At 71.9% G+C, this 22,362-nt stretch carries 19 protein-coding genes; 7 read left to right on the forward strand and 12 right to left on the reverse strand.

Going from position 1 to position 22,362, the window contains the following annotated elements; translation table 11 throughout:
- Window positions 1–38: 38 nt before the first annotated feature.
- The gene (locus BLT43_RS04015; RefSeq protein WP_090110328.1) at window positions 39–854 is read right to left on the reverse strand and encodes a sulfotransferase family protein; all 816 of its coding nucleotides are present in this window, start codon (window positions 852–854) and stop codon (window positions 39–41) included.
- Between the two features lie 133 nt (window positions 855–987).
- On the opposite strand from BLT43_RS04015, the gene BLT43_RS04020 reads away from it, so the two are divergent.
- Together BLT43_RS04020 and BLT43_RS04025 are read left to right on the forward strand one after the other, a co-directional pair.
- Complete coding sequence (locus BLT43_RS04020) at window positions 988–2,574, forward strand: DUF5928 domain-containing protein (protein WP_090110330.1); 1,587 nt, start codon at window positions 988–990, stop codon at window positions 2,572–2,574.
- Between the two features lie 12 nt (window positions 2,575–2,586).
- Window positions 2,587–2,952, forward strand: a complete 366-nt coding sequence (locus tag BLT43_RS04025) for an HIT domain-containing protein (RefSeq protein ID WP_090110332.1) — start codon at window positions 2,587–2,589, stop codon at window positions 2,950–2,952.
- 21 nt (window positions 2,953–2,973) lie between these two features.
- On the opposite strand, the gene BLT43_RS04030 is transcribed toward BLT43_RS04025, so the two are convergent.
- Window positions 2,974–3,930, reverse strand: a complete 957-nt coding sequence (locus tag BLT43_RS04030; RefSeq protein WP_090110334.1) for an ABC transporter ATP-binding protein — start codon at window positions 3,928–3,930, stop codon at window positions 2,974–2,976.
- A gap of 107 nt (window positions 3,931–4,037) precedes the next feature.
- Here BLT43_RS04030 and BLT43_RS04035 point away from each other — a divergent pair, with 107 nt between their 5' ends.
- The 4 genes from BLT43_RS04035 to BLT43_RS04050 all read left to right on the forward strand — a co-directional run bounded on the left by BLT43_RS04035 (window position 4,038) and on the right by BLT43_RS04050 (window position 8,525).
- Window positions 4,038–4,283, forward strand: a complete 246-nt coding sequence (locus BLT43_RS04035; RefSeq protein WP_090110335.1) for a zinc-finger domain-containing protein — start codon at window positions 4,038–4,040, stop codon at window positions 4,281–4,283.
- Between the two features lie 105 nt (window positions 4,284–4,388).
- Window positions 4,389–7,184, forward strand: a complete 2,796-nt coding sequence (gene polA, locus BLT43_RS04040; RefSeq protein ID WP_090110337.1) for a DNA polymerase I — start codon at window positions 4,389–4,391, stop codon at window positions 7,182–7,184.
- 78 nt (window positions 7,185–7,262) lie between these two features.
- The gene (locus BLT43_RS04045) at window positions 7,263–7,949 is read left to right on the forward strand and encodes an NYN domain-containing protein (RefSeq protein ID WP_090110339.1); all 687 of its coding nucleotides are present in this window, start codon (window positions 7,263–7,265) and stop codon (window positions 7,947–7,949) included.
- 84 nt (window positions 7,950–8,033) lie between these two features.
- On the forward strand, window positions 8,034–8,525 hold the full coding sequence (locus BLT43_RS04050; RefSeq protein ID WP_242652214.1) for a pyridoxamine 5'-phosphate oxidase family protein: 492 nt from the start codon (window positions 8,034–8,036) through the stop codon (window positions 8,523–8,525).
- Between the two features lie 54 nt (window positions 8,526–8,579).
- Here BLT43_RS04050 and BLT43_RS04055 read toward each other — a convergent pair whose 3' ends face one another.
- The 6 genes from BLT43_RS04055 to BLT43_RS04080 all read right to left on the reverse strand — a co-directional run bounded on the left by BLT43_RS04055 (window position 8,580) and on the right by BLT43_RS04080 (window position 14,758).
- Window positions 8,580–9,188 carry a 3'-5' exonuclease family protein gene (locus BLT43_RS04055; protein ID WP_090110341.1) on the reverse strand — a complete coding sequence of 203 codons (609 nt, stop codon included), beginning with the start codon at window positions 9,186–9,188 and terminating at the stop codon, window positions 8,580–8,582.
- Between the two features lie 179 nt (window positions 9,189–9,367).
- The gene (locus BLT43_RS04060) at window positions 9,368–9,838 is read right to left on the reverse strand and encodes an Hsp20 family protein (protein ID WP_090111482.1); all 471 of its coding nucleotides are present in this window, start codon (window positions 9,836–9,838) and stop codon (window positions 9,368–9,370) included.
- 179 nt (window positions 9,839–10,017) lie between these two features.
- Window positions 10,018–10,836, reverse strand: coding sequence for a trypsin-like serine peptidase (locus BLT43_RS04065; protein WP_090110343.1), 819 nt, complete (start codon window positions 10,834–10,836; stop codon window positions 10,018–10,020).
- A gap of 100 nt (window positions 10,837–10,936) precedes the next feature.
- Window positions 10,937–12,211, reverse strand: a complete 1,275-nt coding sequence (glcF, locus tag BLT43_RS04070; protein WP_090110345.1) for a glycolate oxidase subunit GlcF — start codon at window positions 12,209–12,211, stop codon at window positions 10,937–10,939.
- A gap of 10 nt (window positions 12,212–12,221) precedes the next feature.
- Window positions 12,222–13,331: an FAD-binding protein gene (locus tag BLT43_RS04075; protein ID WP_423222114.1), complete on the reverse strand. Its 1,110-nt coding sequence runs from the start codon at window positions 13,329–13,331 to the stop codon at window positions 12,222–12,224.
- Window positions 13,328–14,758 carry an FAD-linked oxidase C-terminal domain-containing protein gene (locus tag BLT43_RS04080; protein WP_090110347.1) on the reverse strand — a complete coding sequence of 477 codons (1,431 nt, stop codon included), beginning with the start codon at window positions 14,756–14,758 and terminating at the stop codon, window positions 13,328–13,330. The genes BLT43_RS04075 and BLT43_RS04080 overlap by 4 nt, the downstream gene beginning before the upstream one ends.
- Before the next feature lie 103 nt (window positions 14,759–14,861).
- Between BLT43_RS04080 and BLT43_RS04085 the strand changes: the two genes are divergently transcribed.
- Entirely contained in the window at window positions 14,862–15,554 is a 693-nt protein-coding gene (locus BLT43_RS04085) for a DUF599 domain-containing protein (RefSeq protein WP_090110349.1), read from the forward strand.
- 49 nt (window positions 15,555–15,603) lie between these two features.
- Here BLT43_RS04085 and BLT43_RS04090 read toward each other — a convergent pair whose 3' ends face one another.
- Genes BLT43_RS04090 through BLT43_RS04105 form a run of 4 tightly spaced genes read right to left on the reverse strand, consistent with a single transcriptional unit; the run spans window position 15,604 to window position 22,344 of the window.
- On the reverse strand, window positions 15,604–17,676 hold the full coding sequence (locus tag BLT43_RS04090; RefSeq protein ID WP_090110351.1) for a hypothetical protein: 2,073 nt from the start codon (window positions 17,674–17,676) through the stop codon (window positions 15,604–15,606).
- On the reverse strand, window positions 17,673–20,441 hold the full coding sequence (locus BLT43_RS04095; protein WP_090110353.1) for a DUF4159 domain-containing protein: 2,769 nt from the start codon (window positions 20,439–20,441) through the stop codon (window positions 17,673–17,675). The genes BLT43_RS04090 and BLT43_RS04095 overlap by 4 nt, the downstream gene beginning before the upstream one ends.
- Complete coding sequence (locus BLT43_RS04100) at window positions 20,441–21,331, reverse strand: DUF58 domain-containing protein (RefSeq protein WP_090110355.1); 891 nt, start codon at window positions 21,329–21,331, stop codon at window positions 20,441–20,443. Before BLT43_RS04100 ends, BLT43_RS04095 begins: the two co-directional genes overlap by 1 nt.
- Window positions 21,328–22,344: an AAA family ATPase gene (locus BLT43_RS04105; protein ID WP_090110357.1), complete on the reverse strand. Its 1,017-nt coding sequence runs from the start codon at window positions 22,342–22,344 to the stop codon at window positions 21,328–21,330. The genes BLT43_RS04100 and BLT43_RS04105 overlap by 4 nt, the downstream gene beginning before the upstream one ends.
- Between the last annotated feature and the right edge of the window lie 18 nt (window positions 22,345–22,362).

Consider the following 22,362-nt stretch of genomic DNA (forward strand, 5'->3'; position numbering starts at 1 on the left):
CGGGCCAACCGGCAAGCTGCGGCGCGGGTTCCGGGCGCTCACCGGCCCAGCTCCACATGCACCGCCTCGAGGTCGATCTCGCGCTTGGCCGCGCGGTCGGCGGGGTCCGGGCCGTAGCCGAACAGCGCGAAGTCGCGGCCGTAGATCTCGTGCACGAGATGGGTCGCGAGGTCGTCGAAATAGGCCGCGACCGGGTGCGCGCGCTCGGGCCCGTGGCCCGCGCTCTCGTTGAAGCGCGGCATGTCGTCGGGGTCGACCGGGTGGGCGACCTCGGCGTCGCGCAGCACGCCGCGCAGCCCGGTGGCGAGATCCTCGGTGCGCAGGATGCGATCATAGCGGCCGCCGCCCCGGATGAAGGTCGAGACATGGCCCGAGATCGACGACCAGTGGATGTCGGGCTCCATCGGCTGGCGGAAGCGGATCGTGTCGCGCGCGAAGAGCAGGAAGCGGCGGAAGCTGGCGATCTGGTCGAAATCGAAGCCGGTCTCCGGATCGCCGGGCTCGACGCCGTAGTCGCGCATGATCTTCGGCACGAGGTTGCCGCGGTAGCGCCGGCCGTTGCGCTGGATGCCGCAGATCTTGTCGAAGAAGGCCGACAGGATCCGGTCATAGGGGTTGCGCACGCAGGTGAAGGCAAGGCCGCGCCCGGCCGCCACCGCCGCCTCGATCGGGGCGCGGCTGTGATCGAGGCCCCATTTGTGCAGGCCCTCGCGCGCGTCGTGGATGTCGCCGTCGAACCAGCGGCCGTGATCGGCGTGGTAGAGGATCTGGCCGATGGTCGAGCAGGCGCATTTCGGCACGACGCGGTAGACCAGCCGCTCGCTCTCGGTCATCCAGATGCCGGGAAACCCCATGTGTCGCGCTCCTGCCGCCGCCCTGCCACGGCTGCCAAGAAAACCGCTCGGCGCGGTGTAATCAACGTCCGCGGGGGCTATCAAGAGGGGCGGCGGCGCGGTGTGGCGCCGGAACCGGGCCGGGGAGGGCCGCTTGGCGCGCATCGCCTTCATCCTGTTGTGCCATGGGCAGGCCGCGCCGGTGATCGCGCAGGCGCGCGCACTCGTCGCATCGGGCGACGCGGTGGCGATCCATCTCGACGCGCGCGCCCCGCGCGCCGAATGGGCGCGGCTGCGGGACGCGTTCCGTGGCGCCGCGGACGTGGCGCTGGTGCCGGACCGGCTGCGCTGCGGCTGGGGCGAATGGAGCCTCGTCGCCGCGACGCTGCGCGCGGCGCGGCTGGCGCTGGCGCGCTTTCCCGACGCCACGCATCTCTACACCCTGTCGGGGGACTGCCTGCCGGTCCGCCCGGCGCGCGATGTGCACGCGCTGCTCGACGCCGCGCCGCGCGACCGGATCGAGAGCACCGATCTGCGCGACGGCGGCTGGGTGCGGATCGGGCTGGGGGAAGAGCGTCTGACGCGCTGGCACCTCGTCAACGAGCGCCGCCGCAAGCGGCTGTTCTACGCCCTTCTGGGCGCGCAGCGCCGGCTCGGGATCGCGCGCACCATCCCGGCCGACATCCGGCCGATGATCGGCGCGCAGTGGTGGTGCCTGCGCCGCGCCACGCTCGCGGCGGTGCTCGACTTCGCCGACCGGCGGCCCGACGTGGTCCGGCTGTTCCGGCACAGCTGGATCCCCGACGAAAGCTTCGTGCAGACGCTGGTGCGGCGGCTGGTGCCGGCGGCAGAGATCGAGAACCGCAGCCCGACCTTCCACGCCTTCTCCGATTACGGCCTGCCGGCGGTTTTCCATGACGATCAGCGCGATTTCCTGCTGGGGCAGGACGCGTTCTTCGCGCGCAAGGCGGCCGCCGGCGCGGCGGGGCTGCGCGCCGATCTCGGCCGGATCTGGAGCGCGGGCGGGCCGGGCGGCCCGGGCGGCCCGCGCGGGACGGAGGGGCGGGCACAGCTGGCCTATCTTGCCCGGCGCGGCCGGGTAGGGCAGCGCCACGCGCCGCGGGCCTGGGAGGCGGGCGGCGAGATCGGCGCCGGGCGCGAGCTCACGGTGATCGCCTGCCGCCGGTTCGACCTCGGCAAGCGGCTGGCCGGGCGGCTCAAGCGGCACTGCGACTGGCCGGTAATCGACTACGCCTTCGACGAGGCGGCCTGCCCGCTGCCCGATCTCGGCGGGATCGAGTCGAGCCTCGACAAGCGGCAGCTGCACCGGCGCAACTTCCTGCGGCTGCTGTTCGAGGTGCTGGGCACGCGGCGGCTGGCGGTCTGCGTCGACCCCAAGCGTCTCGACGTGCTGGGCGACCTGGCGGGCGCCGATTGCGGGATGCGGCTTCTGGAGATCGACGGCCGCATGGGCGAGGCGCGCCTTGCCGCCCATGCGCGGCGTCTGGGCCTTCTGGGCCCGGCCACCCCGCCCGGCGTCGCGGCCGAGATGCTGGCCGCGATGCGGCGCGACATGGCGGCCGAGGACGCGGCGCTGCGCGGGCTCGGACTGCCGCGGCATTACCGGCTTGCCGAAACCGCCGCGCGGGCCGACAACTTGGCGGCAGTGACGGGCGCGCTGGGCGTGCCCCTGCCGGCGGCCGAGGCGATCCTCGACCCGCCGGGCCTGTTCGACGACTGAAGGAGGTGGCGCGTGCGCTTCGACTACGACCCCGAGAACATCTTCGCCAAGATCCTGCGCGGCGAGATCCCCAACAAGACCGTGCTCGAGACCGAGCATACCCTCGCCTTCGAGGACATCCGCCCGCAGGCGCCGGTGCATGTGCTGGTGATCCCCAAGGGCGCCTATGTCAGCCAGGACCATTTCGCGCGCGACGCCACGGATGCCGAGATCCTCGACTTCAACCGCACGGTGGCGAAGCTCTGCGAGACGATCGGCGTGGAGGAGGGCTTCCGCACCATCTCCAACGCCCGCGGCCATGGCGTGCAGGAGGTGCCGCATTTCCACATGCACATCCTCGGCGGCCGGCCGCTGGGGCGGATGCTCGCTCCGGCCTGACCGGCCGCGGGCCGGGCGCGCTCAGGCGGCGGAGCCCGCCGCCTGCGCCTTGGAGGTGAGCTGCAGGAACACGTCCTCGAGATCGGCCTCCTCGGTCTTCACGTCCGACAGCCGCATGCCGCCGGCGCGGATCGCGTCGAGCACGGTGCCCGCGCCCATCTTCGAGCTGTCATAGGTGAAGGCCAGCGCGCCGCCGGGACGCTCGGCGCAGGTCACGCCCTCGGGCAGCTCGGGAATCGCAGCGGGGCCGTCCGGGGTCACCACCAGCGTCTTGCCGCTGACTCGGCCGACGAGGTTCTGGGTCGTGTCACGGGTGATCACCTGGCCCTGGTCGATGATCGCGATCTCGTCGCACATCTCCTGCGCCTCCTCGAGGTAGTGCGTCGTCAGGATGATCGTCGTGCCCTGCTCGTTGAGTTTGCGCACGTTGCGCCACAGCATGTTCCTGAGCTCGATGTCGACGCCTGCGGTCGGCTCGTCGAGCACCAGCACGCGAGGGCTGTGCACCAGCGCCTTCGCGAGCAGCAGCCGCCGCCGCATGCCGCCCGAGAGCGAGCGGGCATAGGCATCGGCCTTGTCCGCGAGACCGACCATGTCGAGAAGCTCCATGGTGCGGCGCTGCGATTTCGGCACGCCCCAGAGACCGGCCTGCACGTCGAGCGCGCCGCGCGGCGTGAAGAACGGGTCGAGCACCAGCTCCTGCGGCATCACGCCGATCGCTGCGCGCGACTGGCGCGGGTTCACGTCCTGATCGAAGCCCCAGATGCTGACCCGTCCGGCCGATTTCATCACCAGACCGGCCATGATGTTGATCATGGTCGACTTGCCCGCGCCGTTGGGGCCCAGAAGCCCGAAGATCGAGCCCGCCGGGATCGACAGGTCGACGCCCTGCAGCGCCACCTTGGCCGGCGACTTGGCGCTCGGGGCGTAGGTCTTCTTCAGGCCCTCGATCTCGATGGCGGCTCCGGTCTGCGGCATGTGGGCGTCCTTTCGCGTCTTGTCCCTGCGGGCGCGGCGGTTAGAATGTAGCCCGATCGAGGCCGGGTCCATTCCCGGCCGCTCCCGTTTGCAAGGCAAGGCCTCTCATGACACTTCCCGCGCCCGAGACCAAGATCGTCGACACCTGGCGGGTCGCCTGCGACGGCGGCACGACGGCGCTGGGCCATCCGCGGGTCTGGATGATGATCCCGCACGACACCGGCTGGGTCGAGTGCAAGTACTGCGACGCGCGCTACGTGCATCGCGACTTCGCCGAGGAAGGCAAGGACGGGCTCGTGGAGATCACCCGCGGCCAGGACCGCTCGGGGCAGGAGGACGAGGCCAACCGCTGAGGCGGGGCCTTTCCACCCATCGCAAATCAACAGGCGCGTTTCGCCCCGAAACCGGTTAGGGCTTCGGGCGGGAGATCGCATGGCATCGCAGCAAGGGACGCGGACATGACGCAATTCGGCAAGGGCTGCCACCTGCACCTGATCGACGGCTCGGCCTTCATCTTCCGCGCCTACCACGCGCTGCCGCCGCTCACCCGCAAGTCCGACGGCCTGCCCGTGGGCGCGGTGTCGGGCTTCGTCAACATGCTGCAGCGCTACATCGAGAACAACTCGGGCTCGGACGCCGCCACCCATGTCGCGGTGATCTTCGACAAGGGCAGCCACACCTTCCGCAACGATCTCTACGACCAGTACAAGGCCAACCGCGAGGCGATGCCCGAGGATCTGCGCCCGCAGATCCCGCTGACCCGCCGCGCCACCGAGGCCTTCAACATCGCCTGCAAGGAGAAGGAAGGCTTCGAGGCCGACGACATCATCGCGGCGCTGTCGTGCCAGGCGCGCGACGCCGGCGGCCGGGTGACGATCATCTCGTCGGACAAGGACCTGATGCAGCTGGTGGGCGACGGGGTCGAGATGCTCGACCCGATGAAGAACCGCCGCATCGACCGCGACGGCGTGTTCGAGAAGTTCGGCGTCGCGCCCGAGCGCGTGGTCGACGTGCAGGCGCTGGCCGGCGACTCGGTCGACAACGTGCCCGGCGCGCCCGGCATCGGCATCAAGACCGCGGCGCTCCTGATCAACGAGTACGGCGACCTCGAGACGCTCTTGGAGCGCGCCGAGGAGATCAAGCAGCCCAAGCGCCGCCAGACCCTGATCGAGCATGCCGAGCAGATCCGCCTGTCGAAGCGTCTCGTGGCGCTCGACTGCGACATGGCTCTCGACTTCACGCTCGACGACCTCGAGATCCGCGAGCCGGACCCGGAGGCTCTCTTGGGCTTCCTCGCCGAGATGGAGTTCCGCACCATCACCAAGCGCGTGGCCGAGAAGCTCGGGGCCGAGGCGCCGGTGGTGCCCGAGGTGCCCGCCGCGGAGGCCGTGGAGCCCGAGCCCGAGGCGCCCTTCGACCACGCCGCCTACGAGAAGGTCTCGACCGCCGAAGAGCTGCAGGTCTGGATCGACGCGATCCGCGAGCTGGGCCGCGTCGCCATCGACACCGAGACCACCAGCCTCGACGAGATGCGCGCCGAACTCGTGGGCATCTCGCTGGCGCTCGATCCGGGCCGCGCCTGTTACATCCCGCTTGCGCACCGCTCGGGCGAGGAGGGGCTGTTCGGCTCCGACGCGCTGGTCGAGGGGCAGATGCCGGTGGACCGGGCGCTGGAGATGCTGAAGCCGGTGCTGGAGGATGCCTCGATCCTCAAGATCGGCCAGAACATGAAATACGACCTGAAGATCCTCGCCGGTCTCGGGATCGACATCGCGCCCTTCGACGACACGATGCTGCTAAGCTACGCGATGCATGCGGGTCTGCACGGGCACGGCATGGACACGCTCAGCGAGCGCTATCTCGGCCACGCGCCGATCCCGATCAAGCAGGTGATCGGCACCGGCAAGTCGGCCGTGACCTTCGACAAGGTCGGCGTGGACGAGGCGGTGAAATACGCCGCCGAGGACGCCGACATCACGCTGCGGCTGTGGCGGCGCTTCCGGCCCGACCTGCACCGCTCGCACGTCACCACCGTCTACGAGACGCTGGAGCGCCCTCTGGTGCCGGTGCTGGCGCGGATGGAGCGTTCGGGCGTCGAGGTCGATCGCGAGGTGCTGAGCCGCATGTCCAACGCCTTCGCGCAGAAGATGGCGGGGCTGGAGGCGGAGATCCACGAAAAGGCCGGGCGGCCGTTCAACGTCGGATCGCCCAAGCAGCTGGGCGAGATCCTGTTCGACGATCTCGGCCTGCCGGGCGGCAAGAAGGGCAAGACCGGCGCCTATGCCACCGGCGCCGACATCCTTGAGGACCTCGCCACCGAGCACGAGCTGCCGCGCCTCGTGCTGGACTGGCGGCAGATCTCCAAGCTGAAATCGACCTACACCGACAGCCTGCAGGAGCACATCCACCCCGAGACCGGGCGGGTGCACACCTCGTACTCCATCGCCGGCGCCAACACTGGCCGCCTCGCCTCGACCGACCCGAACCTGCAGAACATCCCGATCCGCACCGAGGAGGGCCGGCGCATCCGCGAGGCCTTCGTCGCGCCGAAGGGGCGCGTGCTCGTGTCGCTCGACTACAGCCAGATCGAGCTGCGCATTCTCGCCCACATGGCCGACATCGAGGCGCTGAAGCAGGCGTTCCGCGAGGGGCAGGACATCCACGCCGCCACCGCGTCCGAGATGTTCAACGTGCCGCTCGACGAGATGACGCCCGAGATCCGCCGGCAGGCCAAGGCTATCAACTTCGGCGTGATCTACGGCATCTCCGGCTTCGGGCTGGCGCGCAACCTGCGCATCCCGCGCGACCAGGCGCAAGGCTTCATCGACCGTTATTTCGAGCGTTTCCCCGGCATCCGCACCTACATGGACGAGACCACCGCCTTCGCGAAGGCGAACGGCTACGTGCAGACCCTGTTCGGCCGCCGCATCAACACGCCCGAGATCAACGCCAAGGGCCCCGGCGCGGGCTTCGCCAAGCGCGCCGCGATCAACGCGCCGATCCAGGGCACCGCGGCCGACATCATCCGCCGCGCGATGATCCGCATGGACGACGCCATCGCCAGTGTCCCCTCGGCGCGGATGCTGCTGCAGGTGCACGACGAACTTCTGTTCGAGGTGAACGAGGCCGAGGCCGACAAGCTGATCCCGGTCGCGCGCGAGGTGATGGAGGGCGCGGCCAGCCCGGCGGTGCATCTCGACGTGCACCTGCTGGCCGAGGGCGGGCAGGGCCGCACCTGGGCCGAGGCGCACTGAGCCCGCGCGCCGGCCGGGGACTGCCATAGTATCCCCTCATTTCTCGTCAGGGTTGCGGTACCCTGACGAGAGACGCGCATGACCCATCAGCCGATTCCGCCCCGCCGCTCGATCGCCGTGCTGATCGACGGCGACAACCTCTCCGCTGCGCATGCCGCCGCCATCGACGCGGCCCTTGCGCAGGAGGGCGAGCGGCGGATCGCCCGCGTCTATGGCGACGCGCAGAAGATCCAGGGCTGGGAACGCCTCGGCGGCTACGTCGTCGTGCATGCCGGGGTGGGCAAGAACGCCGCCGACCTGCGGCTCTGCATCGACGCGATGGATCTCGCGCACCGCGTGCCGCCCGATAGCTTCGTCCTGGCCAGCTCCGACGGCGATTTCCTGCACTTGGCGCATCACCTGCGCGAGGCCGGGTTCCGGGTGATCGGGCTGGGCGAGGCGAAGACGCCGCGGGGGTTTCGCCGGGCCTGCAGCCGGTTCGAGCTACTGGGGCCGATCGCCGCACCCAGCCCTGCGGCGCCGCCGCTCTCGCAGCTCGACACGAAGCTGCGGCTTCTGATCACCGAGGGCGGGACAGCCAAGGGCATGCCGTTGTCCCTGCTCGGGGTGCAGATGCACAAGCGGTTCAGGCTGACCGGCGCGGCGATCAGCGAGGCGGGGTGGGGCGCCTACCTGCGCAGCCGGCCCGCGCTTTACGACTGCGACCCGAAGGGTCCTGCCGCGAAGGTGCGCTGGGTCGGACCCACGGCTCCGGCCCCGGCCTGAACGGAACCGCGCCCGGCGCGCGTCGTTGCCTTGCCGAAGCGGGCGGCGGCGATGTGGCCGCCCGTCCAGCACGAGGATGCAAGGATGAGCGAGCACAGCCAGGAAAAGCGCGTGGAGATGTTCTGGAAGCGGATCGACGGTCTGCATGCCGGCATGGTCGGCCTGCAGGGCACCGACCGGCTGGTCCCCATGGCGCATTACACCGACCCCGAGAAGGGCTGCCTGTGGTTCATCGGCCATGATGGCACCGAACTGGCCGAGCGCGCGGAAGCCGGCCCGCAGGACGCGCTCTTCGCGGTCACGAGCGACGAGCACGGGATCTATACCCATGTCCACGGCACGCTGACGCTGAGCCATGACGAGCAGAAGCTCGACGAGCTGTGGTCGAAGGTCGCCGCGAGCTGGTTCGAGGACGGCCGTCGCGACCCCGACATCCGGCTTCTGTGCTTCACGCTGCGCTCGGCCGAGGTCTGGACCTCCACGACCTCCGCCGCGCGCTTCCTCTACGAGACCGCCAAGGGCAACCTCTCGGAAGAGAAACCGGACGTGGGCGACAAGTATTCGCTGAAATTCTGATCTTGGCTGGATCAGATCGAAAAGGCGGCCTTCGGGCCGCCTTTTTCGTGCACCTCAGTCGAAGGCTGCGGCTTCTAGCCGCCCTTCGCGCAGCAGGTGTTGCAGCGCGTAAGTGACGGAGAGCGCGTCGTCGAGGCCGTCATGGCCGCGCAGGCCCGGGGGCGCGACGCCGAAATGTGCCGCCATCATGTTGCTGCGCAGCGTCATCAGCTCGGCGAGCGGCACCCCGGCCTTCAGCAGCAGGTCGCCCGCGTTGCCGAAGCGCGAAACCGGGATCGGCGGGGCGAGGCCTTCGACGTAGCAGCTGATCGCCACCATGTTGAACTCGTCCTTGCCCCAGCTCCAGAGTCGCAGGCCCTCGGAGAAGGCGTCGAGCCGCGCAAGCGCCTCGGCCAGCGACAGGCCTTCGTCGTCGATCACCGTCTCGGTGATGCCGGTGAGCCGGGTGAAGAGCGGATCGAGCGGCTGTCGATGGCCGGCGCGGTCTCGCGGCACGACGTGCAGGCGCAACCTGTCGAGGAGCGGGAAGTCCCGCTCCAGCCCCAGCCGGACCGCGCCGATCTGGGCAATCACCGGGTCCGGGTCATGCGGGCCGTTCCAGTGGCGCGAGGGCGAGCCCTCGGCCGTCAGGAACTCGCAGTCGTAGATGATGGCATGGCGCATTTCGGGCCTCCTTCACACACGCATGACGAGTGTGTGGCCGATGGCTGCCACGGCAATCCTGGGACTGAACAAAAAGGCGCGGACCCTTGCGGACCCGCGCCCCTCGCGGAACCGACCGGCCGGCGCCTCTTCCGGCCGGCCGCGTTCCGCACGGCCGGCTGGAGTGCCCGGCCGTGTCCTCAGTTGACCGACTTCTCCTCGATCAGGTTGGCGTCCTGAGGCTTCTGGCGCGAGATCTCGATCTGGCGCGGCTTCAGCGCCTCGGGCACTTCGCGCACGAGGTCGATGTGCAGCATGCCGTCGAGATGGCTGGCGCCCGTCACCTTGACGTGGTCGGCCAGATGGAAGCGGCGCTCGAAAGCGCGCGTCGCGATGCCGCGATGCAGGAAGGTGCGGCTCCCGGCATCGTCGTCGGCCTTGCGGGCGGTGACGAGCAGCGCGTTCTCGCGGACCTCGACGGCGAGATCGTCGGCACCGAAGCCGGCCACGGCGATCGAGATGCGCCAGGCGCTCTCGTCGGTCTTCTCGATGTTGTAGGGCGGGTAGTTGTTCTGCGCGGTCTCCGTGGCGAGCACGCGGTCCATCAGGTCGGCGACCTGGTCGAAGCCCACGGTGGCACGGTAGAGCGGGGCAAGATCGAACGTACGCATGTTGGTCATCCTCTGTCTCAAGCGATAACGTCATGTGCCTTCCCCGAAGGGACAGGCCTTGGTCGGCGGAGCCCGTAACCGGCGCTCCGTGCTGGAGATTTGGGATGGGATATTCGGGGTTTCAAGACCCGACCGGGCGGGGCCTTGTGCCGGTCTCGGAACCGGGCCCGGGGCCGGGATCAGGGTCGCACGAAGCGGGCGCCGATATCGGTTCTCTGGCCGGCGCCGACGACCCGGACCTGACCGGTCGAAAGCCCGCCGAAGGCGCCGCCCGGCGTCTCGATCCGAGCGCGCAGGTCGGGCAGGGGGCGGTCGAGCGCGACGCCGATCGCCACCGGCTCGCCATCCATCTCGGCCTTGGCCGAGATCACCGAGACGATCCGCACCCCGTCCTCGCCGAAGCTGAAGACCGGCGAGCCCGAAGAGCCGTAATCGACGTCGCAGCCCATCACCAGAAGGCCGTTCTCCTGGCCGATCACGTCGCAGGTCTCCTGCAGGGAGGGGGCCTCGGCGCGGTCATGCGCGTAGGAGACGACGCCGACCTGCGCGCCGGGGCTGGGGCCGGCCGCGGTCTCGAAGGGGCGGATGCCGGCCGAGCGGATCGGCTGCGCCAGCTCCAGCAGCGCCACGTCGTCGGGGCTGGCCGCGCCCGAGCCGCCGCCGACGAAGGCGTAGGCCTCGGGCGCCACGGCCCGGCGCACGGCGCGATAGGCCAGCGCCCGGCCGCCGCGCATCCCGGCCTTGAACTCGATCTCGGCCGGATCGACCTCCTCGCCGGTGTCGCGGTCGTAGAGGCAGTGCGCGGCGGTGAGCACGAGGTCGGGCGCGATCAGCGCGCCGGTGCAGAAGCCGCGGCCGCCGATGTCGAGCCGGCCCACCGCCTCCCAGCCGCGGGCGTCGTCGCCGGTGACCATCGGCAGCAGCGGGTGCCGGTCGGCCCGCACCGGCAGCGACAGCGCCGCCAACACCAGCAGGGCCACACCGATCGCCTTGCGCATGCGCCTCCTCCGCTTCGGCGCGCGGGGCATGCGCGCGGCCTTCGGGCCCGACACTAGGGCCCCGGCGCCGCGCGGCAAAGCCCCATTGGCGGGAAGATGCCTACAATCCGGCCGGCCGTGGCCCGCCGGTCGCCCAGTCGAGCAGCTGCACCGAGTGCAGCACAGGAACGCCGGTGCCGCGCGCGATCTGCATCATGCAGCCGATGTTGCCGGCGGCGATCACCTGCGGCTTCAGCACCTCCAGCGTCTCGACCTTGCGGGTCCGCAGCTCGGCCGAGATCTCGGGCTGCATCAGGTTGTAGGTGCCGGCCGAGCCGCAGCACAGATGGCTGTCGGCGGGCTCGGAGACCTCGAAGCCGGCGGTCTTCAGAAGCTCCTTCGGCCCGGCCTTCAGCTTCTGCCCGTGCTGCAGCGAACAGGCGGCGTGGTAGGCCACGCGCAGCGGCTCGGCCCGCGCGCCTTCGGGCAGGCCCAGCTTGGCGACGATCTCGCTCACGTCGCGGCACAGCCCGCCGATGCGGGTGGCCTCTTCCTCCAGCTCGTGGCCCGCGAACATGTGGCCGTAATCCTTCATCGTGGTGCCGCAACCGGAGGTGTTGATCACCACCGCGTCGAGCCCCTCGATCCCGGCCATCGAGCGGATCAGCTTGGCCGCCGTGCCGCGCGCCTCGTCATGCTTGCCCATGTGCTCGGTCAGCGCGCCGCAGCAGCCGACGCCTTCGGGGATCACTACCTCGCAGCCGAGCCGGGTGAGCAGCCGGATCGTGGCGTCGTTGATCTCGGTGTCCAGCGCGCGCTGGGCGCAGCCGATCGACAGGCCGACGCGCATCCGCCTCTCGCCGACCGCCGGGAAGACCTGCGGGTCGTCGTTGCGCGACACCGGCGGCAGCTTGGGCGGCGCCATGTCGAGCATGGCGCGCAGCCGGCGGTCGGGCATCAGCCCCTTGAAGGGTTTCGCGAACCGCGCCGCCAGCAGCGCCAGCCGGAAGCGGCCCGGATAGGGCAGGATCCGCGCCAGCGTCCAGCGCAGTAGCCGGTCCATCACGGGGCGATCGTAGTTTTTCTCGATATAGCCGCGCGCCTGGTCGATCAGGTGGCCGTAATGCACGCCGGAGGGGCAGGTGGTCATGCAGGCGAGGCAGCCGAGGCAGCGGTCGAGATGCATGACGGTCTTGTCGTCGGGCACCCGCTCGTTCTCGAGCATGTCCTTGATCAGGTAGATCCGGCCGCGAGGGGAATCGAGCTCGTCGCCGAGCACCTGGTAGGTCGGGCAGGTCGCCGTGCAGAAGCCGCAATGCACGCAGGCGCGCAGGATCGAGTTGGCCTCGGCGGTCTTCGGGTCGCGCAGCTGCTCTGGGGTGAAACTGGTCTGCATGGGGTCTCCGTCAGGCGGCGAGGATGCCGCGCGGGTCGAACTGTTCGCGCAGGCCCCGCGTCAGCGCGGCGATGGCATGGGGCTGCGGCTGCAGCGTGCCGAGGCGGGCATGGGTGTCGGGCGTCGCGCGCAGCAGCGTGGCGTGGCCGTCGTAATGCCCGAGCGCCGCGCGCAGGTCGGTGCCGGCGGCGCAGCGCAGCCAGACGAGGCCGCCGCCCCAGTCGTAGAAGGCCTGCTCGGCGCCGGCGCGGGCCACGAGATCGGCGGCCTGGCTCGGCCGGACCGAGACGCGCCAGACGTCGCCCTCGGTGCCGTGGAAGGGTGCTGCGTCGCGGATCGCCCGCCACTCGGCGCGCACCGCCTCGCGGTCGTCCTCGATCGCCCAGTCGCCATGCGGCTTCAGCGCCTCGGCCAGCGCCTTGGTCCGGTAGGCGACGGAGGGCGCGAAGCCCTCGATCCTGAGCACGGTGCGCGAACCGCCTTCGGCCTGCGGGGCATGCGCCGCGCCGGTGACCTCGTAGGGCGTGCCGAGCGCCGCCGACATCGCGCGCACCGCTGCCGCATCGTCGAGGCCGCGCGCCACGAGGCTCGCCGCCGTCTCGGTGCCGGGCAGCACCTTCAGCGCCACCTCGGTAATCACGCCCAGCGCGCCGCGGCTGCCGGCGACGAGGCGGGCGAGGTCGTAGCCGGTGACGTTCTTCATCACCCGGCCGCCATTCTTGACGACATGCCCCGCGCCGTCGACGAAGCGCAACCCGAGCAGGTGGTCGCGCGCGGCCCCTACCTGCACCCGTCGTGGCCCCGACACGTTGGCCGCCACCACGCCGCCGATGGTCGGCGTGCCGGAACTGCCCAGGAGGCCGCGATGGTCCATCGGCTCGAAGGCGAGCCGCTGGTTGGCGCCGCGCAGCGTCTCCTCGACTTCCTCGACCGGTGTGCCCGCGCGCACCACCAGCGTCAGCGCGGCGGGGTCGTGCAGCACGATGCCGGTGAGGGCCGAGGTGCTCAGCACCTCGCCCTCGGGCCGGTGGCCACGGGTGCCGCCGCCCTGCACCGCGAAGGGCGCGGACGCGTCGCGCAGGATCTCGGCCAACTCGGCCTCGGAGCCGGGCCGGATCACGCCCGGCGCCCTTCGCTGGCCGCGAGCGGGAAGACCTTGGCTGGGTTCAGAAGCCATTTCGGGTCGAACACGTCCTTCACCCGCATCTGCGCCTCGAGGTCGACGGGCTCGAACTGCACGCTCATCAGGTCGCGCTTCTCGACGCCGACGCCATGCTCGCCGGTCAGGCAGCCGCCGACCTCGACGCAAAGCTTGAGGATGTCGGCGCCCATCGCCTCGCATTTCTCGAGGTCGCCCTCCTTGTTGGCGTCGAACAGGATCAGCGGGTGCATGTTGCCGTCGCCCGCATGGAACACGTTGGCGACGCCGAGGCCGTAATCGTCGCTGAGCTCGCCGATGCGCCGCAGCACCTCGGGCAGGGCCGAGACCGGGATCGTGCCGTCGAGACACATGTAGTCGTTGATCTGCCCCATCGCGCCGAAGGCCGATTTCCGGCCCAGCCAGATCCGCGCCGCCTCGTCGCCGTCCTGCGCCGAGCGGATCTCGACCGGATCATGCGACTTGGCGATCTCGAGGATGGTGGCGAGCTGGTGCTCGATCTCCTCGGCCGAGCCCTCGACCTCCACGATCAGCAGCGCCTCGCAATCGGGGTAGCCCGCATGGGCGAAGGCCTCGCAGGCGCGGATGCAGGGGCGGTCCATGTACTCGATCGCCACCGGCAGCACGCCCGCCTTGATGATGTCGGCGACGCAGGCGCCCGCCGCCTCTGCGCTGTCATAGCCCAGCATCACCGGTAGCGCGCCCTCGGGCTTGGGCAGGATGCGCAGCGTCGCCTCGGTCACGACGCCGAGCTGCCCTTCCGAGCCGCAGACAACGCCCAGCAGGTCGAGCCCGCCCGCATCCATGTGCGCGCCGCCCAGCTCGACCACGGTGCCGTCCATCTGCACCAGCGTCACGCCGAGCAGGTTGTTGGTGGTCACCCCGTATTTCAGGCAATGTGCCCCGCCCGAGTTCATCGCGATGTTGCCGGCGATGGCGCAGGCCAGCTGCGAGGAGGGGTCGGGGGCGTAGAAGAAGCCGAGTTCCTCGACCGCGCCGGTGACCGAAAGGTTCGTGCGCCCGGTCTGCACCCGAATGATCCGGTCGGCGGTGTCGGTCTCGAGCACCCGGTTCATCCGCGATACGCCGAGGATCACCGAGTCGGCCGTGGGCAGCGCGCCGCCAGCGAGCGAGGTGCCCGAGCCGCGCGGTACCACCGGCACGTTCTCCTCGTGGCAGATCCTGAGCGCGGCCGACACTTCTTCGGTGGTCGCGGGCAGCACCACGCTGAGCGGCGGGCAGCGATAGGCGGTGAGCGCGTCGCATTCATAGGCGCGGGTCTCGGCCGGGTCGTGGATCACGCCCCTCTCGCCCAGCGCCGCGGTCAGCCGCGCGACGACCTGTGCCTTCTTCGCCATGACGCGCGCGTCGGGGGATGGCATCTGCATGGTCCGGCCTCCTATCGGGCAAGGGGGTGCGCAAGATTGGTAAAGAAATATAACCAACGCCACCCCGTGGCAAGCGCGACCGGTCGCCGCTAGGGTGCCGGGCATGGAAGCCTTCGTCCAATTCACATTGCTGTCCCCCTTCGACGCGGCGGCGCTGGCGCTGCTGGTTCTGGGCTACTGGGCGATCGGCTGGCGGATCGAGCATCCGGGGCGCCGACCCTCGGTGACGGTGCTGATGGCCGAGCACCGGCGCGAATGGATGCGAGAGTTCGTGCAGCGCGATCCGCGGATCTTCGACGCGCAGATCGTGGCCAGCCTGCGGCAGGGCACGTCCTTCTTCGCCTCGACCTGCCTTCTGGCGGTGGGCGGCGTGCTGGCGCTGATCGGCAACACCGAGCCGCTGCAGGGCGTGGCGGAGGGCCTGGGCGGCGACATGATCCCGGCGTTGCTGTGGCAGATCAAGCTGGTGCCGGTGGCGCTGTTTCTGACGCATGCCTTCCTGAAGTTCGTCTGGGCGCAGCGCATCTTCGGCTATTGCTCGGTGCTGATGGCCGCGGTGCCGAACGACCCGGCCGACCCGCGCGCGCTGCCGCGGGCCATGCAGGCGGCCGAGCTGAACATCCGCGCGGCGTGGAACTTCAATCGCGGGCTCAGGGCGATGTATTTCGCGCTGGGCGCGCTGGCCTGGCTCCTGGGCGCGGGCGCGCTGGCACTGGCGAGCCTCGCCGTGATCTACCTGCTGTGGAGCCGCGAATTCGCCAGCGTGCCGCGCGCGGTGCTGCTGGGCGAGGGTTGAGGAGCCGACATCCGGCGCGCCGCGGCGAAGGGCGAGGCGGTTCGCCCGCCTATCGCCGCGCCTCGCGCAGCCATGCGCCCAAGATCAGCGACGCCGCCAGCAGCAGCAGCGCCCAGGCCGGGACCAGCGGCGTCACGGTGAGGTCGAGGCTGCGATAGGCGCCGCGCGGGGTGATGCCGATCCAGCCGCGCCCGGCGGCGGGGCGGCCGGGGCGCACCTCGCGCAAGGCAGGCGCGCCGTCCTCCATCGCCAGCGCGCCGCCGCGCGTGGCCTCGACCGCCCCGGCGACGACCTCCGGAGTGGCTATCGTCTCCTCGAACTCGCGCGGCGCGGCGGGGCCGAGCGCGATCACCGCGCTCTCATCGCCCTCGGCCAGCCGGTAGAGCCCCATCTGCGGCGCGCGCCACAGCGCCTCGAACCGGCCCGGCTCGACCTCCTCCAGCGGCACCTCGGTCTCGGTGCCGTCGGGGCCGGTCACCGTGACCGGGCCGATCTCCTCGGCCAGCGACCGGCGCACGATGCGCATGGTCAGCCCCGAGGGCTCGGCCCAGAGCGCCTCTTCCTCGAGCTCGGGCTCCTTCATCATCCAGTGCGCCAGCCGCCGCAGCAGGTCGAGCTGCGGCCCGCCGCCGTCATAGCCGCGGCCCCAGAGCCAGACCTGGTCGGAGGCCAGCAGCGCCACGCGCCCCTCGCCCACCCGGTCGAGCACGAGGAGCGGCCGTTCGCCCGGACCGGTCAGGGCGACGGTGGCGTCGGCGGCGGGGTCGATCTCGACCTGCCGGAACCAGCGGCCCCAGTCGGGGGCCAGAGGGTCGCCGCCGGGGGTGAGCCACGGCTCGGTGAGGCCCGAGGTCACGGGGTGGCGCGCGCCCAGATCGGTGAGCGCCGGGCGGAAGGGCTGCTCGACCACCCGGGCGCTGGGCGCGCCGGGCAGCACGAAGCCCAGCGGGCTGCGGTAGATGCTGTCGGCCCCGGCATATTCCGGCCCGGCGGTGACCAGCACCGCGCCCCCCGTCTCGACGTAGCGGGCGACGTTCTGGAAATACTCGGAGGGCAGGATGCCGCGCCGGCTGTAGCGGTCGAAGACGATCAGGTCGAACTCATCGATCTTCTCGATGAACAGCTCGCGCGTCGGGAAGGCGATCAGCGACAGCTCCTCGACCGGCACGCCGTCCTGCTTCTCGGGCGGGCGCAGGATGGTGAAGTGCACGAGGTCCACGGAGCTGTCGGATTTCAGCAGGTTGCGCCAGGTCCGCTCGCCGGCATAGGGCTCGCCGGAGACCAGCAGCACCCGCAGCCGGTCGCGCACGCCGTTGATCTGCACCACGCTGTCGTTGTTGCGCGCGGTCAGCTCGCCCTCGGCCTCGGGGGTCGAGAACTGCAGCACGTTCATGCCGCCATGCGGCAGGGTGACCGGCAGCTCGATGTCGCGGCCAAGGGGCACGTCGAAGCGCATCGGCTCGCCGCCGTCGATGGCGATGGTGAGCGGCACCGTGGCCGACGTGGCGGGTGCCGCGCCCTGATCCTCGATCCGCAGCGTCAGCGTCACCGGCTCGCCGAGGATGGCGAAGGCCGGGGCGTTGCGCACCACCAGCCGCCGGTCCCAGTCCTGCGCGCGGCCAGAGACCAGCGCGTGCATCGGCGCCGGCAGCTCGGGCGCGCGGGCCATGTCGTGCACCCGCCCGTCGGTGAGCAGCACCACCCCGGCGACGCGGCCGCGCGGCTCCTCGGCCAGCGCCTCCGACAGCGCGGTCATCGCCTGCGTGCCGCCGTTCTCCTCGGCATCGGCGACGCGGATCACCCGCAGCTCGGTCGCCGCGCGCGCCGCGACCTGCGCGCGCAGCCGCTCCAGCGCGGCCTCGGTCTGGGCCGTGCGGTCCGACAGGCCCTGGCTCGCGCTTTCGTCGACCACGGCGATCACGATGTCGGAGAGCGGCTGGCGCTCCTCCTGCCGGAGCGAGGGGTTGGCGAGCCCGGCGAGCAGGGCGAGCGCGGCGAGGCCGCGCAGCCACCATCCAGCGAGGCCGCGCCACAGCGCCAGCGCCACGAAGGCCAGCGCCAGCGCGGCAAGCGCCGCGAGCGCCGGCCAGGGCAGCAGCGGGTCGAGGATCACGCCGGTCACTGGCCCAGCCTTTCCAGCAGGGCCGGGACGTGGACCTGATCGGATTTGTAGTTGCCGGTCAGCACGTGCATCACGAGGTTCACCCCGAAGCGGAAGGCCATCTCGCGCTGCCGGTCGCCGGCCATGCCGCGCCCGACCGGGTAGAGCGGCATGCCCGCCTCGTCCAGCGCCCAGGCGGCCGCCCAGTCATGGCCGCCGATCACCACCGGGGTGACGTTGTCGTTGAGGTTGCGGAACGGCATGCCGGGCACCGGCTCCTCGTCCGGCGCGGCCTCGACCCAGACGTCGCGGCCGCGATGCCGGCCGGGGAATTCCTGCAGCAGGTAGAAGGTGCGGGTCAGCACGTGGTCCTCGGGCGCCGGCATCAGCGGCGGGATGTCGAGCGGCCGGGCGATGGCCTGCAGGCGGCGGCCCTCGGGCGTGGTGGCGCCGAAGCCCGCGATCCCGGCGTCGCGGGTGTCGAACAGGATCATGCCGCCGCCGCGCAGATAGGCGTTGAGCTTGTCATAGGCCGCGCCCGAGGGGATCGGCGTCTCGGCGGTGATCGGCCAGTAGAGCAGCGGGAAGAAGGCCAGCTCGTCGGTCTCGGGGTCGACGGCCATCGGTGCGGCGGGCTCGACCGAGGTGCGCTGGGTGAGCGTGCGCCCCAGCCCCTCGAGCCCGGCGCGGGCGGTCTCGTCGACCCGCGCGTCGCCCGACAGGATATGGCCCAGCACCACCGAGCCGGTGGCGGCCTGCGCGAAGCGTTCCTCCTGCGGGCCGAGCGGCGCGCGCTCCTGCGCCAGCGCCTCGGGGGCGGGCAGGGCGAGAAGGCCGAGCGCCAGAAGCGCGGCCGCGCCCCTCAGTCGGCCCGCGAGCCAGAGCGCGGCCAGCGCGTCGAGCAGCAAAAGCCCCAGCGACAGCGCCAGCAGCCAGCCCTTGAGCGGCAGCTCGCGCGCGACGGCCAGCCCCTCGACCGGCACGCCGGCGGGCCAGCGCGCGGGGGCGAGGGCTGTGTCGGCGCGGGTGACGTTGAGCGCGAGGCTGCGCTCCTCGCCGCGGTAGAGGCCGGGCGGCAGGTCGGGGCCGATCTCGCCCGCCATGATGCGTTCGCCCGGCACGGCGGCGCGGGTGTCGGTCTCCTCGAGCCGCCCCTCGGCGTCCATCACCTCGCGCGGCTGCCACAGCGTGCCCTCGAGATCGGCCTCGACATCGGTCCCGGCGCGGGCCGAGACGGCGAGCCGCTCCAGCATGCCGACGAACAGCCCCGAGAGCGGCAGAGAGGACCACTCGGCATTGGCGGTGACGTGGAACAGCACGACCTGACCCTCGCCCAGCGGCTTGCGGGTCACCAGCGGCGTGCCGTCGGTGAGCTGGGCGATGACGCGCTCGGCCAGCTCGGGGCCGGGCTCGGCCATCACCTGCGCGCGCACGGTGACGTCGCCCGGCACCTCCAGCCCGAAGAAGGGCGAGTCCGGCTCGAAGGGCGCGAGCGTCTTGGGCTCGCCCCAGCTCATTGCGCCGCCGATGGTGCGGCCGCCGGCGCGCAGCCGCACCGGCATCAAGGGCTCGTCGCCCTGCCGCCCGGCCTCGGAGCCGGCCAGCCGCGGCCCGGCGAAGCGCAGGAGCAGCCCGCCCCCGCGCACCCACTCCTCCAGCGCCTCGGCCTCGGCGGGCGGCAGCAGCCCGGCATCGGCCAGCGCGATCGCGTCCGGCGCGGCGGGCAGCAGCTCGGGCAGACCGCCCGAGAGCAGCTCGACATGCGGCTCAAGCGCCTCGCGCAGGTAGTGCAGCGGCGACAGCAGCTCGGCGGTCTCGCGCGCCTCGCGGCTCTCGACCAGCGCCACCTCGCGCCGGCGCAGCGCGTCGTCGGTCAGCGCCACGGCGGCGGCCGAGCGCTGGCCCTCGATCTCGAAGCGGGTGACGCGGTTGCGCAGCTCGGGCGGCAGGCTCAGCGCCACCTCGGCCACCGCAGCGCCCGGCGCGTAGTCGAGCGTGGCCGCGGCGAGGCGACGCTCGACGCCCGCCGGGTCGAGCCCGCGCGCCACCACCTGGGCCGTGGCCGCGCCGCCGGTCGGGCTGCGCACCGCCTCGAGCATGACGGCCCCGTCCTCGAGCCGCGGCGGCCGCAGCGCGAAGATGCGGCGCGGGGTCTGGATCACCCGGACGCGGCCATGGTCGCGAAACGCCTCCAGCAGCTCGGCGCGGCCGGACCGGTCGAGCCCGTCGGAAAGCCAGACCGTGTCGAAGCCGCCCTCCAGCGTGTCGGCCCATGCGGCGGTCGTCTCCGCGTCGGGTTGCCACGGCTTCGGCTCCAGCGCCGGCAGGGTGGAGATCGCGGCCTCGGCGTCGATGAAGACGGTCTCCTGCGGCGGGTCGGTCAGCACGGCGACGGCGGCGGGGCGGCCGTCGCGGCGGGCCTGTGCCAGCAGCCCCTCGATCCGGTCGCGCCGGGCGGGCCAGTCGCGCGCATCGGCCCATGTGCCGTCGGCCACGACCAAAAGCGGCCCGGTCCCCGGTTCGCGCTCGGACGGATTCAGCACCGGCCCGGCGAAGCCGACGATCGCGGCGGCGACGGCGAGGATGCGCAGCAGCATCAGCCACCACGGCGTGCGGTCGGCCTGGGTCTCCGCGTCGCGCAGGCCCAGCAGCAGCGCCACGCCGGGAAAGCGGCGGCGGATCGGGGCGGGCGGCACGGCGCGCAGGATCAGCCACAGCACCGGCAGCAGCACCAGCGCGGCCAGAAGCCAGGGCGACAGGAAGCCCACGGGGCCGAGGCTCCACATCAGCGCCGCTCCAGCGCGCCGTAGAGCCACAGCAGCGCCGAGGCCGCGCTGTCGCCGGTGTGGTGGGTGGTGAACTGCCAGCCGGTGGTCCGGGCCAGCTCGGCCAGCCGGTCGCGCCGCTCGGCGAGGCGCTCAAGATAGCGGCCGCGCAGGTCGCCGGCCTTCAGCGTCTCGTGGCGGACGGTGCCCGACATGCTTTCGAAGATGGTGCGCCCGTCATAGGGGAAGGCCTCCTCCGCCGGGTCGAGCACCTGCAGGAGCGCGCCGCGCACGCCGCGGTCGGCGGCGGCGGTCAGCACCGCCTCGACCGGCTCCACCGGGCCGAGAAAGTCCGACACGAAGACCGCGCGCGAGCGCGGGGCAAGGCCGCGCGGCTCGGGGGCGGCGTGGTCGTCCGGCGCGGTTTCCGACAACAGGTCGGCCATGCGTAGAAGCTGCCCGCGCCCGCGCCGGGGCGGCAGCCGGCTGTCGGCGAGGCCGACCCGCTCGCCGCCGCGCGACAGGAGCACCGCGAGCGCCAGCGCGAGGGTGCGGGCGCGGTCGGATTTCGGCGGCAGCTTGCGCGAGGAGGAAAAGCCCATCGAGGCGCCGGCATCGACCCAGAGCGCGACGCTCTGGGCGATCTGCCATTCCTTCTCCTGCACGAAGGCCGAATCCGCCCGACCCGAGCGGCGCCAGTCGATGGCGCGGGCGGTGTCGTGCGGCTGGGCGGCGCGGTACTGCCAGAAATTGCTGCCCGACCCGGCGCGGCGGCGGCCATGCTCGCCCATCAGCACGGTCTGGGCGAGATGCTCGGCCTCGGCCAGGAGCGGCGGCAGCGGCGCGGCGAGATCCTCGGCGCGGGCGCGCAGCCCGACCGGTCCGGTATGCGGGGCCGCCTCCGGGTTCACGCCGCCGCCTCGGAGCGGGTGACCCGCGCCGCGACGGTGTCGATCAGGGCGGCGAGGCTCTCGCCGCGGGCGCGGGCGGCGAAGCCCAGCGCCATGCGGTGCGACAGCACCGGGGCGGCGAGGCGGGCCACGTCCTGCGGCCCCGGCGCGAGCCGCCCGTCGAGCAGCGCCTCGGCGCGCACCGCCAGCATCAGGGCCTGCGCGGCGCGGGGGCCGGGGCCCCAGCTCACCGACTGGCGCACCTCTGGCAGGGCCTCGGGCTCCTCGGGGCGGCAGGCGCGCACGAGGTCGAGGATCAGCTCGACCACCGCCTCGCCCACCGGCATCCGGCGCAAGAGGCGCTGCGCCTCGAGCAGCTCCTCGGCGGTGAACACCGCCTCGGCCTCGGCCTCCTCGAGGCCGGTGGTGGCCAGCAGGATGTCGCGCTCGGTGTCGCGGGTGGGGTAGGGCACGTCGATCTGGAACAGGAAGCGGTCGAGCTGCGCCTCGGGCAGCGGGTAGGTGCCCTCCTGCTCGAGCGGGTTCTGCGTGGCCAGAACGTGGAAGGGCGGCCCGAGCGGGCGGTGCTCGCCGGCGATGGTCACCTCGCGCTCCTGCATCGCCTGCAACAGCGCCGACTGGGTGCGCGGGCTGGCGCGGTTGATCTCGTCGGCCATCAGGAGCTGGCAGAAGACCGGCCCCTCGATGAAGCGGAAGGAGCGGCTGCCGTCGGCCGCGGTCTCCAGCACCTCGGAGCCGAGGATGTCGGCGGGCATCAGGTCGGGGGTGAACTGGATCCGGCTTTCGCTGAGCCCCATCACGGTCGAGAGCGCGTCGACGAGCCGGGTCTTGCCGAGGCCGGGCAGGCCCACCAGCAGCGCGTGGCCGCCGCAGAGCAGCGCGGCGAGCGTCAGGTCGACCACACGTTCCTGGCCGATGAAGCGGCGCGCCACGCTGGCCCGCGCTGTGGCGAGGCGTTCGCCCAGCGCCTCGATCCCGGCCACCAGGTCGGCGTCGCTCAACTGCTCTGGCATGACAGCCTCCCCGTTCTA

Source organism: Limimaricola pyoseonensis, from assembly GCF_900102015.1.
GTDB classification, from domain to species: domain Bacteria; phylum Pseudomonadota; class Alphaproteobacteria; order Rhodobacterales; family Rhodobacteraceae; genus Limimaricola; species Limimaricola pyoseonensis.